This window comes from Gardnerella leopoldii (genome assembly GCF_003293675.1).
Classification (GTDB): Bacteria; Actinomycetota; Actinomycetes; order Actinomycetales; family Bifidobacteriaceae; genus Bifidobacterium; species Bifidobacterium leopoldii.
In genome coordinates this window covers 1,366,205-1,382,975 of the sequence record NZ_CP029984.1, presented here as the reverse complement: position 1 = coordinate 1,382,975, position 16,771 = coordinate 1,366,205, and the positions used below count along the sequence as shown (strand labels likewise).

General features: G+C 36.5%; 15 protein-coding genes. 6 read left to right on the top strand and 9 right to left on the bottom strand.

Going from position 1 to position 16,771, the window contains the following annotated elements:
* Window positions 1-159: 159 nt before the first annotated feature.
* A complete protein-coding gene (locus tag DOD25_RS05560; RefSeq protein WP_004105807.1) occupies window positions 160-2,379 on the top strand; it encodes a protein kinase family protein in 2,220 nt (739 codons plus the stop codon).
* Window positions 2,380-2,414: 35 nt separating this feature from the next.
* Window positions 2,415-3,356: a thioredoxin-disulfide reductase gene (trxB, locus tag DOD25_RS05555; RefSeq protein ID WP_064340308.1), complete on the top strand. Its 942-nt coding sequence runs from the start codon at window positions 2,415-2,417 to the stop codon at window positions 3,354-3,356.
* Between the two features lie 150 nt (window positions 3,357-3,506).
* Here trxB and DOD25_RS05550 read toward each other — a convergent pair whose 3' ends face one another.
* From DOD25_RS05550 to rpmH, 9 genes are all read right to left on the bottom strand, one after another.
* Window positions 3,507-4,157 carry a hypothetical protein gene (locus DOD25_RS05550; RefSeq protein WP_112928835.1) on the bottom strand — a complete coding sequence of 217 codons (651 nt, stop codon included), beginning with the start codon at window positions 4,155-4,157 and terminating at the stop codon, window positions 3,507-3,509.
* Between the two features lie 383 nt (window positions 4,158-4,540).
* A complete protein-coding gene (locus DOD25_RS05545; RefSeq protein ID WP_004106045.1) occupies window positions 4,541-5,899 on the bottom strand; it encodes a ParB/RepB/Spo0J family partition protein in 1,359 nt (452 codons plus the stop codon).
* A complete protein-coding gene (locus DOD25_RS05540; RefSeq protein WP_064340687.1) occupies window positions 5,899-6,870 on the bottom strand; it encodes a ParA family protein in 972 nt (323 codons plus the stop codon). The genes DOD25_RS05545 and DOD25_RS05540 overlap by 1 nt, the downstream gene beginning before the upstream one ends.
* A gap of 757 nt (window positions 6,871-7,627) precedes the next feature.
* Window positions 7,628-8,338, bottom strand: coding sequence for a 16S rRNA (guanine(527)-N(7))-methyltransferase RsmG (rsmG, locus tag DOD25_RS05525; RefSeq protein ID WP_004119703.1), 711 nt, complete (start codon window positions 8,336-8,338; stop codon window positions 7,628-7,630).
* Between the two features lie 138 nt (window positions 8,339-8,476).
* On the bottom strand, window positions 8,477-9,031 hold the full coding sequence (locus tag DOD25_RS05520; protein WP_004106048.1) for a Jag family protein: 555 nt from the start codon (window positions 9,029-9,031) through the stop codon (window positions 8,477-8,479).
* Window positions 9,032-9,167: 136 nt separating this feature from the next.
* Window positions 9,168-10,181, bottom strand: coding sequence for a membrane protein insertase YidC (yidC, locus tag DOD25_RS05515; RefSeq protein ID WP_004106059.1), 1,014 nt, complete (start codon window positions 10,179-10,181; stop codon window positions 9,168-9,170).
* A complete protein-coding gene (gene yidD, locus DOD25_RS05510) occupies window positions 10,181-10,501 on the bottom strand; it encodes a membrane protein insertion efficiency factor YidD (protein WP_004119706.1) in 321 nt (106 codons plus the stop codon). The genes yidC and yidD overlap by 1 nt, the downstream gene beginning before the upstream one ends.
* A gap of 38 nt (window positions 10,502-10,539) precedes the next feature.
* On the bottom strand, window positions 10,540-11,037 hold the full coding sequence (rnpA, locus tag DOD25_RS05505) for a ribonuclease P protein component (protein WP_004119708.1): 498 nt from the start codon (window positions 11,035-11,037) through the stop codon (window positions 10,540-10,542).
* 21 nt (window positions 11,038-11,058) lie between these two features.
* Window positions 11,059-11,193, bottom strand: a complete 135-nt coding sequence (gene rpmH, locus DOD25_RS05500; RefSeq protein WP_004106067.1) for a 50S ribosomal protein L34 — start codon at window positions 11,191-11,193, stop codon at window positions 11,059-11,061.
* Between the two features lie 391 nt (window positions 11,194-11,584).
* Here rpmH and dnaA point away from each other — a divergent pair, with 391 nt between their 5' ends.
* The 4 genes from dnaA to DOD25_RS05480 all read left to right on the top strand — a co-directional run bounded on the left by dnaA (window position 11,585) and on the right by DOD25_RS05480 (window position 16,619).
* The gene (dnaA, locus tag DOD25_RS05495; RefSeq protein ID WP_004106068.1) at window positions 11,585-13,198 is read left to right on the top strand and encodes a chromosomal replication initiator protein DnaA; all 1,614 of its coding nucleotides are present in this window, start codon (window positions 11,585-11,587) and stop codon (window positions 13,196-13,198) included.
* Window positions 13,199-13,627: 429 nt separating this feature from the next.
* Window positions 13,628-14,752 carry a DNA polymerase III subunit beta gene (dnaN, locus tag DOD25_RS05490; protein WP_004106071.1) on the top strand — a complete coding sequence of 375 codons (1,125 nt, stop codon included), beginning with the start codon at window positions 13,628-13,630 and terminating at the stop codon, window positions 14,750-14,752.
* A 98-nt stretch (window positions 14,753-14,850) separates the two neighbouring features.
* Complete coding sequence (recF, locus tag DOD25_RS05485; RefSeq protein WP_004119711.1) at window positions 14,851-16,152, top strand: DNA replication/repair protein RecF; 1,302 nt, start codon at window positions 14,851-14,853, stop codon at window positions 16,150-16,152.
* On the top strand, window positions 16,152-16,619 hold the full coding sequence (locus DOD25_RS05480; RefSeq protein WP_004106074.1) for a DUF721 domain-containing protein: 468 nt from the start codon (window positions 16,152-16,154) through the stop codon (window positions 16,617-16,619). Before recF ends, DOD25_RS05480 begins: the two co-directional genes overlap by 1 nt.
* Window positions 16,620-16,771 lie beyond the last annotated feature (152 nt).

The window sequence follows — 16,771 nt, the reverse complement described above, 5'->3', positions numbered from 1 at the left end:
GTTTCATATTGAGCTTTTCCTTAAAATATGTGATTATTTGGGAAATTATTTCAATAACAGCAAAATGCTGTACATAACATGACGGCTCACCAGTACAATTATGTGTTAGTAAAAAATGTTAAGTTACTTATTGCACATGCGTAGGAAGATGAGGAACAAATGGAACCTCGGTTAGGAGATATTGTACTAAATCGATACGTATTAGTATCGCTTTTGCGCAACGAAGCAGGCTTGCAAGTATGGCAAGCCAATGACCGCATACTTACGCAGGATTGCCAGCTTTTTATTGTACGAGATTCACGTTTTTTGCCGCAAGTAAATACAATTGCATCAACCTTGGCTTTATCGCATAGCCGCAAGTTTACGCAAGTACTTCAATTACGGCATCATGATTCTGTTGCAATTATTGTTACAGCTTTAGATCGCGGTATTACTATCAATGATTATTTGGCTCTTAAAAAAGCACCTTTAAGCTACGAAGCAATAAGAACTATTGTTGCAGAAACTGCACAAGCTTTAAGCAGATTACTTGCTAGCAATATCACTCACCACGCTGTTTCTAGTGACACTGTTCGCATAAGTTCTTCAGGAATTGAGTTAGCAGATACTCCAGTAAGTCCTCTTTTGGAAGATGTGACTCAAAAAGATGATGATCAAATTCCAAGGCAAAATGTTGAACATATTGCAACTAAGCAACTTGCGTCATTGTTATACACTTTGATTACTAAAACTTCTTCTCGAATACAAGCTCGTTTTGATGCGTCTCTTCTGCCAGATAATACTCCTTCAGAATTTAGGATGATTTGCACAAGAAGCCTAGCTCCAAATAAAAATAACAACGTAATACCTATGGCGTCTATTGCAGAATTAGTAGCATTATTAGGTTCATATACGCCTTTATCGAAGCTCACAACAAAAGATATTGTGCTTGATGGTAAAACAAGTGCTGCTTCTATTAGCAATGTTCGACTTCGCGAAGCAAAAGATGATTTTATATTACCTTTGCCTGAAGGTCTTTCACAAAGTGAAGAAGAATTTGATGCACAATTAATGCAAAGAAATAATCAGGATTCTAACGATTTTTCTTCAACTAATTCAGCCAACACTATTTCAAACAATACAAATGGATCCGCTAAATTAAGTAATAGTTTCAAAAATGCTGGGAGAACATTAGGATCTCTTCTTAAAAGAAGCAACACTAACTCAGATTCTGAAGGCATTGGTAACAATAGTTTTAGTGACGAAACTAACACTAATACAGATATAGATTTTCATGATATTGCAGCAGCAGAAATGGCTAGCATTCTCGCTCCTACAGAACTTGATACAGACGATGCTCTTTTCCCAACATTGTCTGCTTCATATAAACATTTTCCTGATACTGCTACGTCTAAAAATATTTTTGATCACGCTGAAAATACAAGAAATCAAACTTCCAAAAATACTATTAACGAAACAGGCGTAGTTAGTAGTTTTGATTTTGGGCATCTTCTTACTGAAAATAATCAGCACACAGAATTAATGTCAAGACCACAAAACTTAACTTCAGAAGGCGAATCTACTGGTCGCGTTCCTGTTGTTGATTCTCACGGAAGATTTGTAGCTCCTGGAGAGGAATCAGCAAGAGCACTTAGAGACGAAATAAACAGTGACCAAAACGACGATATCCAAGAAAATGGAGCACCTTCTTTGCCGCCAAGCTTCCAGCCTCTGGAACAAGCTGCTACTTTGCACAAACAAAAGCAGAATACACAAAATAACAACACTATTGCAGATGCTAAAATTTGGTGGGGTCTTTCAACCAAAGTTATTGCTATCGGTGCTGTTTCGTTACTCCTTGTAGCTGGATTAGCTTTGGCATTACATGGTTTATTTGGAAATCATGAAAGCACAGATAGCTTCGGAAACAACGGCTCATGGGATAGCACTAGTCTAGAAAATGTTCCGTTTGGCAGCCAAGGTATTCTTCCTCAAGAAAAACAACCTGCTAAGAAAAATATGGGTCGTAAGCAAGTAAAACCTGTGCCTAAGCCTAAAATTCCTACTAATAACGTTGCTTACGAAGCTGATCGTTATCAATTCTTAAGCTTCCCGGCTAATCAAGCTGGATATGGATACTATATTCACTTAACCGAACCACAAACTGTGTATCGCTTCGTTGTTTCGATACGTTCCTCTGGAGGTCATGCATATTTGTTGGCAGATACTAAAGATGATCCAACTAAGGGAACTCAAGTAGCAGAATTTACATTCGACGAAAGTGGAACAACAGATGTAAAACTTAAGAAGATTGTAAAATCTCAAGATTTCATGCTATGGGTTCCAAAAGATAGCATGCCTAAGAACAGTTTGTACATCAATTCTGTAAAACTGTACTGAATCTCTTATAATAAGTGCTTTTAAGGAAATAAGTAATGGAAAATAAACTTCGAAAAGTTATCATAATTGGATCCGGACCTGCAGGATACACTGCTGCAATATATTTGGGTCGCGCTGGGTACAAACCACTTGTTATTGCTGGAGCTCTTACTCCAGGCGGTCAATTGATGAACACAACGGAAGTAGAGAATTATCCAGGATTCCCAGAAGGTATTTTAGGCCCTGACTTAATGGAATCTATGCAAAAACAAGCTGAAAAGTTTGGCGCAGAAGTATTGTTGAACGATGTCACTTCTGTAGACTTTAAGAGCGCTGTAAAGCTCGTTACTACCGATGACGGTATAACTTATGGGTCCGACGCAGTTATTGTCTCTACGGGTTCGCAAGTGCGCAAATTGGGTGTTCCGGGAGAACTCGAGTACTCCGGCAGAGGTGTATCTTATTGTGCAACTTGCGACGGCTTCTTCTTCCGAGGAAAACCAATTACTGTAGTTGGTGGGGGAGATTCTGCTTTTGAAGAAGCATTATTCCTCACGCGATTTGGTTCTTCTGTTACTTTAATCCACCGCAGAAATGAGTTCCGCGCTTCAAAGATTATGGTTGACAGAGCAAAAGAGAACGAAAAAATCAAATTTATTACAAATAGTGTTGTAGATGAAGTGCACGGCAACGATGTAGAAGCTACTTCACTTACTGTTCGCAATGTTATTACGGGAGAAACTCAAGAAGTTGAGTCAGCCGGATTGTTTGTGGCAATTGGTCACACTCCTGCAACAAAGTTCTTAAACGGCCAATTAAAGCTTAATGAAGATGGAACGATTGTTGTTGATGGCGCAACTACTCGCACTTCTGTTGAAGGCGTTTTTGCTGCTGGAGATGTTGTCGACAACATGTATCGTCAAGCAATTTCTGCAGCAGGAATGGGATGCAGAGCAGCTCTTGATGCTCAAACTTATCTCAACGAAAAATATAGCTAAGCATCATAATATAAACTCCAGCTTTTATATTTGTTAAATTACTAAATTTTATTATTAAAATATTATTAAAGTATTTTCGGCTGAGTAAGTTTCACGTGAAACAAGCTCAGCCGAAAAACGATTTTATCTAATAGATATATTAGTTAGCATTTAGTTATGCTGAGAACCTGGCACAGGAAGAGCAATCTTAGCATTCAACTTTGCCTCGGCTAATTCTTTATGTTTCTCTAGCAACTCATTTTCAATTTCTGAATCCGAGCTGATCGTGTCGTAAGCATTTACTTCATCCAATCTGATGTCATCATCTATGTTAGTGTTGCCAGGATTAGCATAAGTATCGAGATTGACACCGTCAAAAGTAAAATCATAAGATGGAAGCGAAGTGTAATCCCCACCAGTTGTATAATCACCCATATTCAATAATTCAACTGAAGCCTTTTTACCTGAATAAAGATTATCAAATGAGTCTAAATCACCCAAGTGATAAGAAGAAGGATTGACATAGGTATCAGAATCGACACCGTCAAGAATAGAAGCATAAGGCGGAAGCGGAGCACAATCCCCACCAGTCATATAATCACACTTGTTCAATAATTCAACTGAAACCTTTTTACCTGAATAAAGATTATCAAATGAGTCTAAACTACTCAGGTAAGAACTAGAAGGATTGGTATAAACACTATGATCAACATCATCAAAAACACATGCATGAGCACTGGATGCAAATAATCCAGAAACAACTAGCCCACAAACCACGCTTACACTAAAAGCAAAAGTTTTAGCAACTTTCTTATTTAACATATCTTTCCCTTTCTTCTATATATGCATTTTTGCAAATATTATTCACCATTTATGCGAATGAGCGTTATCTGTTTTAAATATCGGATAACACTAAACATTAGGCTATATACGAACCGATCAAAAATCAAGCATTATGCATAATATTGGATTTGATATTCCTATTTTACTTACTTCACATGCTATTCTTATACATGCCATCCTAATTACGTTGCTACTACTGAGCAACTTATTTGCACACTCCGATATTTATTTCTTAATAGTTCTTAACAGAGATGCAATTACTCGTTGCATAAATTTATTCCGTCCATAAACTGCGGAGATAGGAATATTAGCGCAATTTACTTACTGTTATATTTTGTGCTACATGCTCTTCAAATCTGGTTCTAGTTTTTACCATTCCCATCAACAAGTAAACCAATAATTCGTTGCATTTCTTCAGGAGAAGAAAATACGATTTCAATGCGACCATGATTTTCTGTGCCCTTAATAGAAACTTTGGTAGCAAAATGCTCCTCAAGCTGCTTGCGCACAGGCGAAGAAGACCACTGATTATTGCGACGCACACGCGTACGTACTGCTCCATGAGATGTATCTTCATTCTTCAACGAAACAATCTCTTCAGTACTACGAACTGACAATCCTTCTGCAATAATGCGCTTAGCTAGACTTTCCATATCTTCTGGATTTTCCAAGCCAAGTAGTGCTCGTGCGTGACCTGCAGAAAGCACGCCTGAGGCGACATGTTTTTGCACGCTAGCAGGAAGATTGAGAAGTCTTAAAGTATTAGCAATTTGTGGACGTGATTTTGATACAGACTGAGAAAGCTGAATCTGTGTTAAACCAAAATCATCTATCATCTGAGAATATGCTGCCGCTTCTTCAAGAGGATTAAGAGCAACGCGATGAAGATTTTCAAGCAATGCATCTCTTAACATATTTTCATCAGCAGTTGTGCGCACAATCGCTGGAACTGTATCAAGTTCAGCTAGCTGAGAAGCACGCCATCTTCTTTCACCCATAATAAGTTCATAATGTGCAATTTGTTCATCATTTTTATCGGCATCAACAATAGGTCGCACAACTATAGGCTGTAAAACGCCAACTTCTTTAATAGATGATGCAAGTTCTCGCAGCTCATCTTCATCAAAAATTGTTCGCGGTTGATGCGCATTAGGAACAATATCTAGCGGCTTAAGATAAGCTAAATATCCGCCTTTTACTGGCTTCAAAGGCTCATTTTTTGCGGTTTTATTCGATTTTTCAACAGCTTTATTTTTTTCGCCAAAAGCATTTTCTTCATTATTTTTTGTCTTAGATGACATAAATGTAGTCGATGCTGAATCTCCAAAAAAGAAATCCATAGGTCTAGTGACATCTCCAAGAGATGGCATAGTTGAACGTTTGTGAGAATGCTTGTTAGTATGAATTGACGGCACGGTTTCACGTGAAACATTCTTTATTTTGTTATTATTCTTATCCACATGAGGAGCAATTGAATTGCTCATACTAGGGACCTTTGTTTCATGTGAAACATTTTTTGATTGATTATTATCTTTATGTAACGTTTCACGTGAAACTTTTGCTTGTTTTTCTAATTGACTATCCACAGATTCGGATTTTTCTGTTTCATGCGAAACATTAAATTGCAAATTATTAGACGCATCGGCAAGCGCATCCTCGCCAGGCAAAGCTGGGAACAAAGCGCCTAAACCTTTACCCAGGCGAGACTTATTTCCACTCATTATTTATTCTCCTGTTGTTGTTCTTGTCGATTAGCATCTTGCTTTGCTGTAATAACAGATAATACCGTCTTAGATCTCTTCGCGATTTCTAACGCAGCTTCGCGATAAGAAATCGCTCCTGATCCATGAGGATCATAAGTAATAACACTTTGGTTAAAACTTGGCGCTTCAGGTATTTTCACAGTACGAGGGATCGTAGTCTCAAGCACAATATTTGGATAATGTTTTTTAACTTCTTGGAAAACCTCTCTGCCTAATAAAGTTCGCTTGTCAAACATAGTAACAAGCATTGTAGAAACAACTAAAATTGGATTGTAATGTTGCTGGACCAAACCAATAGTTCTTATAAGCTGTCCTAAACCTTCAAGAGCATAATACTCAGCTTGAATTGGTATAAGCATTTCACGTGCTGCACACATTGCATTAATAACTAATAAGCCAAGCGACGGAGGACAATCGATAAAAACATAATCATAGTGTTCGCTGCTATTATCAAGATATTCTTGCAAGGCATCCTTTAACAGATTATTACGATTATCCATATCTGCAAGCTCTAATTCAGCACCGCTTAAATCAATAGATGCTGGAACAACATCAAGTCCCTCAATATCTGGACAAGCATGTTTTACTTCAGCGATACTTTTTCGCCCTTCAAGAACATCGTAAACCGACAAATTACCAGAAGCATGAGGAGCATTTAATGCAGTTGATGCATTCCCCTGTGGATCCATATCAATAAGAAGTACTTTTGATCCACTCACAGCCATAGCTGCAGCAAGATTTACAGCAGAACTTGTTTTTCCTACTCCACCTTTTTGATTAGCAACAGCAATAAAACGCGTTTGCTTAGGCTTAGGATATTTCGCCTGTTCAATGGAATGAAAACGAGATGTCAAATCTGCCAATTCAATACCTAGGGAGGATTTCGAATCTCCAAAAATTCGTTGAATCGTTTCAGCAGCTGATTCCACGATGTATCACCCCCAATTAAATATGCGAAACTCTTAAAATAAAATATCGTGTTTTAAGTTTCGTCGTTTCTATGGACATAAAAAGCACAAATTTTTTTGATGTTTCACATGAAACATCAACACCTTATTCCATAACTAACTACGTATTTTTTCGATTTTTCGCACTGATTAAATCTTGCACGTTCATGAAGCTTTGCAGTAATGCTTTGCTAACAGCGATTATTTGTTGCTTAGTGAGCTTTAACAGTATTGCTCTGCAGACGTTGAGTATTTATTGCTTAAAGAACACTAGCGCCATTGCTGCTGCACACGCCATACCAGGCACTCCTACCGTACCAAAAACAACTGTGATTGGAATTAACGTATGGGAGATAGGAATTGCTTGTCGAGCAATATAAAAGCGGAACGATAGTAATAATCTTATTGACGAATACTATTTTTGCAGAAAAAGTAAGTAAAAAACTAAACTTAACTACACAACCGCTAAGTCCAAATAAGGTATAAGAGCGGAGCGCTGTCCTCATGGCTAATCGCCATTCGGCTGAGCTTGCACGGAAAGTCCACTGGACTTTCCGTCTGAACAAGCTCACGCTCCGAGTTGCTTTCGCGCGCTACGCTCTGAGCGCGAAAGCAGGTCGTCGCGCTAGTAATTCCTATCTCACACAGCCACTTCAGAAACCCGCCAGCCAAACACCAGCCCAAAACTCGCGCCACATTAAACGATAACTCGCGCAAACACAAATTTTAATTAAAAAAATTAGGCTTTATCGATTAATACGACTGTAGTCGGCTGCAAACCAGATGCAACTGGCGCTTCAAGAATGCGAGGATTTGTGCCACCAGCTTTTCGAATCATTTTTACAGCTTTTTCTACTTCTGCTTGAGCAGATTTACCTTTTAATGCTATTAATTTCCCGTGCTTATTCAATAGAGGAATAGTCCATCCAGCTAATTTCGTCATAGGAGCTACGGCTCTGCATGTTACTACATCAAACGCTGGAATTTCATGTGACTTAATTTTGTCAATAACTTCATCTGATCTGCCGTGAAATATAGTAACATTTTTTAATTTCATAAGAGCAACGCACTCACACAACCAATCAACACGACGCTCCATAGGTTCAATCAAAGTAACGTCATAATCAGGTAAGCACGCAGCTAAAACTAGACCAGGAAAACCTCCGCCACTACCTACGTCTGCAACTCTTTTATTTTTCCTACCAACTACTGCTTCTTTAATAAAAGGAACAACTGCTGCAGAATTTAATATATGCCTTTCCCAAAGAATATTCATATCTCTAGGACCGATAAGACCTCTTACTAATCCTTCTTGCTGAAGTTTCACGTGAAACAGCTTGCACTTTTCTAATGCTTCACCTAAAACTTCACTTAACAATGGGGATCCTTCTAATTCGTCCGCTACTTTTTGTGCATCTTCCTCATATTTTTTATCTAAACTAGCTTCCATATTTTCCCCAAAACAAATAAAAGAAATATAATAAAAAATAAATAAAAAGTAACACAACAAAACATTTTTTGTTTCATTGTGTTACTTTTCATTTTATTTCTCTTTTCCTTTGAAAAGAAACAATTAAATAAAAATTAATTATTCTTCAGAATATTCGCCGTCTACATCGTCAATTTCGTCAATATTTTCATCTTCAGAAGCAACTGAAGGCATGTAAACAGTTACATAGCGGTGTGGTTCTTCACCATGTGAACGGGAACGCAAACCTTCGTCACGTACAGTATCATGAACAACTTTGCGTTCAAAAGAATTCATTGGCTTCAAATTCACAGGTTCACCAGTTTCACGCACCTCATCAACAGCATCTAACGCAATATCGCGCAAATGCTGGCGCTTACGCTTTAAGAATCCATCTACATCAACTATAAGATGCGAACGATCACCGGTTTTTTGCTGAACAGCAAGACGGCTCAATTGCTGCAAGGCATCGACAACCTCACCATTGCGACCAATTAAATTCTTAATATCAGTGTCATCATCTGCAACAATCTGAATCATTGGGCGATTATTGCGCACACCCATCTCAATATCACCCTCATAATCAGCAATATCGAGTAAGCCTTCTAAATAATCTGCGGCAATATCAGCTTCTTCATTGAGTTGATCAACCGTCCTCTTCTCATCTTGTACCATTAATTACTCCTTATCGTGAGAAAATTCACGTTTTAAAAATTTCTGAAGTCTAGTTTAGCGGATAATAAAGCCAAGTTACTAACTTATTTTAAAGTCATAAAAATGACTTTATATATCCGCAAAATGTATCTAAATATTAGCGCTTTGCCACCTTACGCTTACGTTGCGGCTGCTTGCGTTGGAATCCCTCAATCTCTCTACGCTCAGCTTCTTCACGAGCTTTTTGAAGATTCTCTTCTTCAATAGAAGGCAAACCTTCGCGCTCGCGCCGAGCAGTTTCTTTTTGATAATCACGCTTTTCTTTTTCTTCAGCTGCAGGAGATCCAGGAGTTGGGAATGCATAAACCTGCCAAATTGAACGCAGCATATTTATAACATTGTTTACTAACCAGTAAACCAACATTGCAAACGGCATAGCAAACGCAGAGAAAACGTAAATCAACGGGAATCCCCACATCATGAGCTTTTGTACAGTATATTGGCTACCCTGCTTAGACTCAGGCGGAAGATTCTTACGAATATTATTGAATTGCATGTACCACATTGCAGCACACATAAGTACAACAAATATAACTATAACAATTTTACCTGCGCCAGCAGTTGTCATAAAAGTATCTGCAACACCAACCCCAAATACGCGAGTTTTAACGAATTGCTGTGCTGTTGCAATATCAAAGGCACCAAGAGCTGCATGCTTACCACGAGCAATAAAAGGAATAACGGAAAGCGTATACCAAATACTCATAAATGCAGGACCCTGAATCATCATAGGCAAGCACGAACCAGCAGGATTAGCTTTGTTATCTTGATAAAGCTTCATCATTTCACGCTGCATAGCTTCTTTACTTGCAGGGTCATTTTTACCTTTATATTTCTGCTGTATTTTCTTAACCTTAGGCGCAATAGCTTGCATTTTGCGCATGCCTTTAATGCTTTTAATAAATGCAGGGAAAATGCACGCATGCACAACTAATACCAAGAATACGATGGAAAAAACCCATGAAAAGCCAATTTCATTCATTCCAAGAAGAGTTAATAACTTGTGGAATAATGACATAATTTGAGTCATAAGCCACTCAACTGGCGTCAAGATTTTATAAAACCATCCCAAGAATCCATTATCAAGTATGAAGTTATCTTGATTAAACATTAGTTTTCCTTGTCTTCTTCAGCCAAGGGAGTTAGCCGTGGCTCTTCATGTGCCTTAGACCAAGCACATCTGTAAAAAATTGAATATTTGCGTGGCACATCATCAATACTGCAGCTTGTCCAAGGTCTACAGCGTAGAAGGCGTAATAATGCAAGAATACCACCTCTGAACGTGCCATATCTAGCAATTGCTTCAATAGCATAACGCGAACACGTAGGATAGTATCTACAGCAAGCTGGTCTATTTGCAGAAATCGTGCGCTGATACCATCTAATTGCACTAATTACAAACTTAGAGCTTAAACTTTTTTTACTACGCATAACAATAACCACCATTTACTCAAAATAATATATTTCAATTATCCTTGATTCTGATTATTCTCATGCATTTTGCAATTTTGTGTAGAACATAAATCTGCACTAATTTTGCCAAAAAGCTTTTGTATCTGGCATTGTAATGAATCAAATGAAGATTGAGCTGCAGAAGGTTTTGCTCTTAGCACCACATCACAACCTGCAGGTAATAAAGATTCATAATTTTTTGCGATTACTCGTAGACGTCTTTTTACCTTATTGCGAACTACAGCTTTCCCCACTGATTTAGATACAGCAAGACCTAGCCTCTTTACATGTTCAAATTTTTGATCATGTAAGAAGGTACCAGAAAATGCCGCGGGAGTATCACTTTCAAAACCCGTGGCAATATAATCTAAACTTGCACTTCTATCTTCGTTAAGTGTGCTCTGCACGGCTATATCGTCACGCATAATGTAATGCGCGACGATATCCCGGGAACTCACCTTGCGCCGTTTTTTTAGCACCGCAACAAAATCACGGTGGCTTTTCAGCCTTTCCATGCCTTACGACGCTACCTTAACTCAGGCAGACAGTGACTTGCGGCCCTTGGCACGACGACGATTGATTACTGCGCGACCTGCACGCGTACGCATGCGAACGCGGAAGCCGTGCTTCATGTGACGACGACGATTATTCGGCTGAAATGTCCTCTTCATAACTAATGCTCCTGTATTCAGCCATGCAAAAGCATGGCCCCGTATGAGTCAAGCTATACCAAAATACTATTACCCCTCACCAATGTTCAAAACTCCACATTTTCTTATTAAAGAATCAACATAGTCAGATATAAATAAAAATGATTTATTCACATCTCTATCATAATTTATTATACACGCAGAATCGTTGAAAAATAGCCAAATCTCAGCTTTAAACTTATCCACAAATTACACACATGTTATTCACAATTAAACAATTTCAACACGCTAGACTGTGGATAACTTCGTAGGGTCAGAGTAAACATATCTTACTGATACTTATTACACACGTGCGCTCGTAAACAGAATCAGCATTATTACATGCGCTAAATGCAAGTTTGGGGGGGGTGAAATGGCTGATACATTAGGCGATCCTACATCGCAAGCTGCTTTGGTATGGTCTAATACGCTTACTGTTTTACAGCATAATGCCCTTTTAACTGCGCGCGATAAAGGTTGGTTTGAAGGTGTTAAACCAGAAGCAATCTTTGGTACAACCATTGTTTTGTGTGTATCTAATGCTGAAACGCAACAAGCTTTGCAAAATGAATTAAATTCTCCTCTACTTACAGCATTAAAGATTTGCACTGGTAAAGATATGTTTCCTGCTTTTAGGATTGTTCCTCAATCTGAATATCAGGAAAAAACTGCACAAAGTCCTTCAAATTCTTTATCTCATCAAGCACAGAACAATACGATTTTAAATAAAGCAGTAACTGATAATACAGTTTTACCTGTTGATAATATTTCAGTTTCAGCATCTAATGATTTGCCATCAGTTACAGCTAATGATGTATCTCCTGTACAACCAGATTTTGATCATGCAACTGGAATATCTACTCTTCAACAAACTGATATTTCTACTGAACAGGCTGCACAGCAAAAAATGCCTGTCTCTGTTCAACGCGATGCAATTACACATTTAAATACGTGTGCAACTTTTGATACTTTTGTGCCTGGCGATTCAAATCGTTTTGCAAGAACTGTAGCTTTGGCAGTCGCAGAGGGTTCCGGCAGAGATTTTAATCCTTTATGTATTTATGGTGGCTCCGGTCTTGGCAAAACTCACTTGCTTAATGCAATTGGCAATTATGCTTTAGTAAAAGATTCTTCACTTAAAGTTCGTTATGTAACAAGTGAGGAATTCACTAATGAATTTATTGAAGCTCTTCAAACACCAAATCAAAGTCAAGGTCAAATTGCTGATTTTAATAGGCGATATCGTGAAGTAGATGTTCTTCTTATTGACGATATTCAGTTCCTTGGTGGAAAAGAAGCAACACTTGAACAATTCTTCCATACTTTTAATTCTTTATATCAAGCAAATAAGCGAATAGTTATAGCTTCAGATGTTGCGCCAAAAAATCTTAAGGGATTTGAAGCACGCTTAATTTCCAGATTTGAATCAGGTCTTACGGTTGATATTAAACCGCCAGATTTGGAAACGCGTATTGCAATTCTGAGAATGATGGCATCAATGAATCACTGTAATGTTCCAAGTGACGTACTTGATTTAATTGCTGAACGTTTTACGGAAAATATTCGTGAACTTGAAGGTGCATTGACACGCGTTACTGCTGTAGCATCTTTAAGTAATCAGCCTGTTAGTAAAGCTTTAGCTGAACAAGCATTACAAGATTTCTTTGCTACAGATATTGAAGTAAGACCAACTGACATCATTAGTCAAGTAGCTCAGTATTTCCACATGACTTTTGATGAACTTGTTGGTCGTCAGCGCACAAAGAATGTTGCACTCGCTCGTCAAATTGCAATGTATCTTGCAAGAGAAATGACAAGCATGAGTTTGGTTGATATTGGCGAAGTTTTTGGCGGTAGGGATCATACTACAGTTATGCATGCTTATACTCGAGTAAGTGGCGAGATGCAAGAAAAGCAAGAAATTTATAACTACGTCATGGAATTAACTGTTCGTTTAAAACAAAATCCTGTTGAGCGTAGAAAGTAAACTTATTTTCCACATATTTATGAAGAAATGTTTAAAAGTTTATAAAAAGTTATCCACATACTTAATAACAAATGTGGGTAAAAGCTGAGCATAACTCGTGGAAAACGCCGCTTAAAAATGTTATTAAGTTGTTTATAAGGCATTTAAAAATGTGGAAACTTTAAAAAATAGAAAAAGCTGTGGATAAGTTGCCTACTTATCCACATTGTTGTTCTTGCGTTATCCACATCTTTTAATTGTTAATAAGTCTTTTAAAAAGCGATTTTTAACCACTTTTCCACATATACACAGTCTTTATTACTGCTTTTATTTATTACTTACTTAATAAGAAAAATAACAATTGCAAAAGCAATGTAATCATTTAAAAATATTTTTTATAGGCAACATCATACTGTAGAATAAATGCAGACTTTACAGAAAAGAGGAAGCATGAAAGTAGAAGTCAACTCTGCATCATTTGCTGATGCTGTAGCTTGGACTACACGCGTAATTGACGCACGCCCTGCAAACCCTATTCTTGCAGGCTTAAAGATTGAAGCAGCAAATGGCACATTGCAACTTTCTGCATTCAACTATCAAATTTCTAGCTGCCATCACATTGAAGCTGGTGTTGACGAAGAGGGAAGCATACTTATTCTAGGCAAATTGATGGCAGATATTACTAAGTCTCTTCCTGCAGAAAAAACTTATCTAAAATCTGAAAATAATACTTTGACTATTACTTCCGGAAAATCAACATTTACTCTGCAACTTATGCCTCTTGGAGAATATCCTGATTTGCCTAAATTGCCTAATAAATTAGGTCAGGTTGATGCACCAACATTTATTCAAGCTGTAAACCAAGCATCTGTTTCTACATCTAGAGAAGAAAATAGACCGGTCTTAACTGGAATTAGGATCCAATTTGAAGATGACACCGTTACTATGACTTCTACTGATAGATTCCGTCTATCTAGATCTACTTTTAAGTGGACACCAGAACATAATGACATTCATTCAACCACTCTTACTCGTGGGTCATTACTAAGAGATATTGCTCATTCTCTTGACGATCATCAAAATGTTATTATTCATTTTAACGAGGAAGATAAGTCACTTTTAGGTTTTGAAAATTCCGGTCGTACAAGTACTTCACAAATAATTGATGGAGAATTCCCTTCTGTAGATCGACTATTTGTAGATGAATATCCTATTCACGCAATTATTAATAAACAATTATTGATAAATGCAATTAAGCGAGTATCTTTAGTCGCCGAAAGAAATGCTCCTATTCGAATGATTTTTTCAAATCAGGAGTTAACTTTGAGTGCTGGTACTGCTGACGAATCACAAGCAAAAGAAGTACTTGATATCGATATGGATGGAGAAGACATAACTGTTGCCTTTAATCCAAACTATTTACTTGAAGGTTTAGGAGCTATTCCAGAGCCATTTGTTCATATGAAAATGGCAACAGCTGTAAAACCTGTTGAATTTAATGGTCAGCAGGAATCAGATGGTGATGAATCAACAGATTATCGCTATTTGCTTGTTCCTATGCGTTTTAATAATTAATATTGTTGCGATATTGCATTGTATTTTAGATTATTTTTTGATGTACAATGTAATATCGCATTTTTCTTTTAAAACTATTAAGAAAGGGTAATTAAGCAATGTATATTTCGCGAATTGCCCTTGATACATTTCGTTCTTGGAACCATATAATTTGTGATTTTAAACCTGGAATAAATGTTATATATGGCAATAATGGTTTAGGGAAAACCAATATTGTAGAAGCATTAGAAGTTACTGGTACTGGAATAAGTCACAGAACATCTTCAACATTGCCTCTTATTAAAAAGGGCTATGAAAAATCAATAATAAGAATAAATACAATTAATAACGAAATAAATTATAAAAAAGATGAAACAAATACTGATTTAAATAATATTTCATCTTTAGAAAGTAATTTAGATAAAACAACTTATGAAATAGACCTTTACTTAAAAGGTTCTAATAGAGCACATATAAATTCTGGTAAAGCATTATATGTTAAAGACATTATTGGATTATTGCCAATAGTTTCTTTTACTCCAAGAGACCAATTTCTTATAATTGGTGATCCTAATGTTAGGCGTACTTTTATCGATCAAGCTGGATCTTTGTTAGTACCAAATTATGTGCAACTATTGCAAGAATTTAAACATATTTCTAAACAGCGTGCTGCACTGTTAAAAAATATTAGAGATTATTCATACAAAAATCAGACAGTTTCATTATCCGGATTAGAAATTTGGACTGGTAAATTTATTGAAAGTGGTATTAACTTAACAAAAGCACGACAAGAAACTGTGCAAATTATTAATAAATATTTCAAAAATATAATTAAATCTTTTACTAATGAAGAGAATACGGGAATAATATATGTTCCTTCTTTTGAAGAAGTATTATTTGAAAAAAATAGTGAGGAAAATGTTGAAAATAAAAACGAGCTTTTTTCTAAAATAAGTGAGCATTTTCAACGTATTTATGAGGGAGAACTAGCTAGAGGATGCAATCTTATTGGCCCTCATCGTGATGATATTGACTTTGTTATTAATAATATTTCTGCTAAAGATTTTGCTTCGAATGGTGAATCTTGGACAATTGCAATAGCTTCAAAAATGGCATTATGCAAGGCCTTAGAAGAAAAAAATAATAATAAACCTATTGTTATTCTCGATGATGTATTTGCACAACTTGATGAAAATAGGCGCATAAGAATATTAAATTTTGCACTTAATCAAGGTCAAGTTTTTATTACTACTTCTTCTCTTAGCGACATTCCTAATAAAGAATATATTAAAAAAACAAATCTTATAAATATTGGAGAACTATTAGAAAAAAATAATGAAATTAATAATTTCAGTGAAGAGCATAATAATATTTTGCTTGATGTAATAGAACAAAGAAAAAATAAGCAGGAGGAAAAATAATGATTCCTGTTAATATTCTTTTAAAAATTGATACTCGAAAATTACCTGCAATTATTTTTGATCCTATTAATAAAAAAGCTGAACGCGAAAATAATCGTGAAAAAATTGCAGAACAAGCTTGGGAAAATTTTGGAAAACCTGGTAGAGATCCTAAATCATTCTGTGGTATTTTAAAAAATTTTGCTTCTACAAGTAACTGGAATAGTCAACTTTCTATAGCAAAATTACGTTCTTCTTGGCATAAAGTAGTAGGGGAAAGTATTGCAAAACATTGTGAAATAAGTCAAGTTGTAAATGGTGTGCTTATTGTTCGTGCTCAATCAACAGTTTGGGCAACTCAACTTTCTTATTTAATTCCACAATTAAAAGAAAAAATTAATAATAACCTTGAAAATATTGAAATAAAAGAAATTAAAGTTATTGGTCCAACAACGAGTGGATTAGGATTTTTAAGAAATAAATTTTAATAATAGTATTATATTTTTTTAAAAATAGTAAAAATGCCTCTTTCTGAAGAGAGGTCATAGTATGTGTGTAGAATGTCATGTATTATGGCTAAAACGCTAGAATCCCCTTTTATGTGCTTTCTAGCATGTGTTGGCTCTATAAATGCCTTTTG

What these genes read in the sequence shown, in the direction of transcription:
- DOD25_RS05560 (WP_004105807.1), top strand. Translation starts at nt 160, where the DNA reads ATGGAACCTCGGTTAGGAGATATTGTACTAAATCGATACGTATTAGTA.
- trxB (WP_064340308.1), top strand. Translation starts at nt 2,415, where the DNA reads ATGGAAAATAAACTTCGAAAAGTTATCATAATTGGATCCGGACCTGCA.
- DOD25_RS05550 (WP_112928835.1), bottom strand. Translation starts at nt 4,157, where the DNA reads ATGTTAAATAAGAAAGTTGCTAAAACTTTTGCTTTTAGTGTAAGCGTG.
- DOD25_RS05545 (WP_004106045.1), bottom strand. Translation starts at nt 5,899, where the DNA reads ATGAGTGGAAATAAGTCTCGCCTGGGTAAAGGTTTAGGCGCTTTGTTC.
- rsmG (WP_004119703.1), bottom strand. Translation starts at nt 8,338, where the DNA reads ATGGAAGCTAGTTTAGATAAAAAATATGAGGAAGATGCACAAAAAGTA.
- DOD25_RS05520 (WP_004106048.1), bottom strand. Translation starts at nt 9,031, where the DNA reads ATGGTACAAGATGAGAAGAGGACGGTTGATCAACTCAATGAAGAAGCT.
- yidC (WP_004106059.1), bottom strand. Translation starts at nt 10,181, where the DNA reads ATGTTTAATCAAGATAACTTCATACTTGATAATGGATTCTTGGGATGG.
- yidD (WP_004119706.1), bottom strand. Translation starts at nt 10,501, where the DNA reads ATGCGTAGTAAAAAAAGTTTAAGCTCTAAGTTTGTAATTAGTGCAATT.
- rnpA (WP_004119708.1), bottom strand. Translation starts at nt 11,037, where the DNA reads ATGGAAAGGCTGAAAAGCCACCGTGATTTTGTTGCGGTGCTAAAAAAA.
- rpmH (WP_004106067.1), bottom strand. Translation starts at nt 11,193, where the DNA reads ATGAAGAGGACATTTCAGCCGAATAATCGTCGTCGTCACATGAAGCAC.
- dnaA (WP_004106068.1), top strand. Translation starts at nt 11,585, where the DNA reads ATGGCTGATACATTAGGCGATCCTACATCGCAAGCTGCTTTGGTATGG.
- dnaN (WP_004106071.1), top strand. Translation starts at nt 13,628, where the DNA reads ATGAAAGTAGAAGTCAACTCTGCATCATTTGCTGATGCTGTAGCTTGG.
- recF (WP_004119711.1), top strand. Translation starts at nt 14,851, where the DNA reads ATGTATATTTCGCGAATTGCCCTTGATACATTTCGTTCTTGGAACCAT.
- DOD25_RS05480 (WP_004106074.1), top strand. Translation starts at nt 16,152, where the DNA reads ATGATTCCTGTTAATATTCTTTTAAAAATTGATACTCGAAAATTACCT.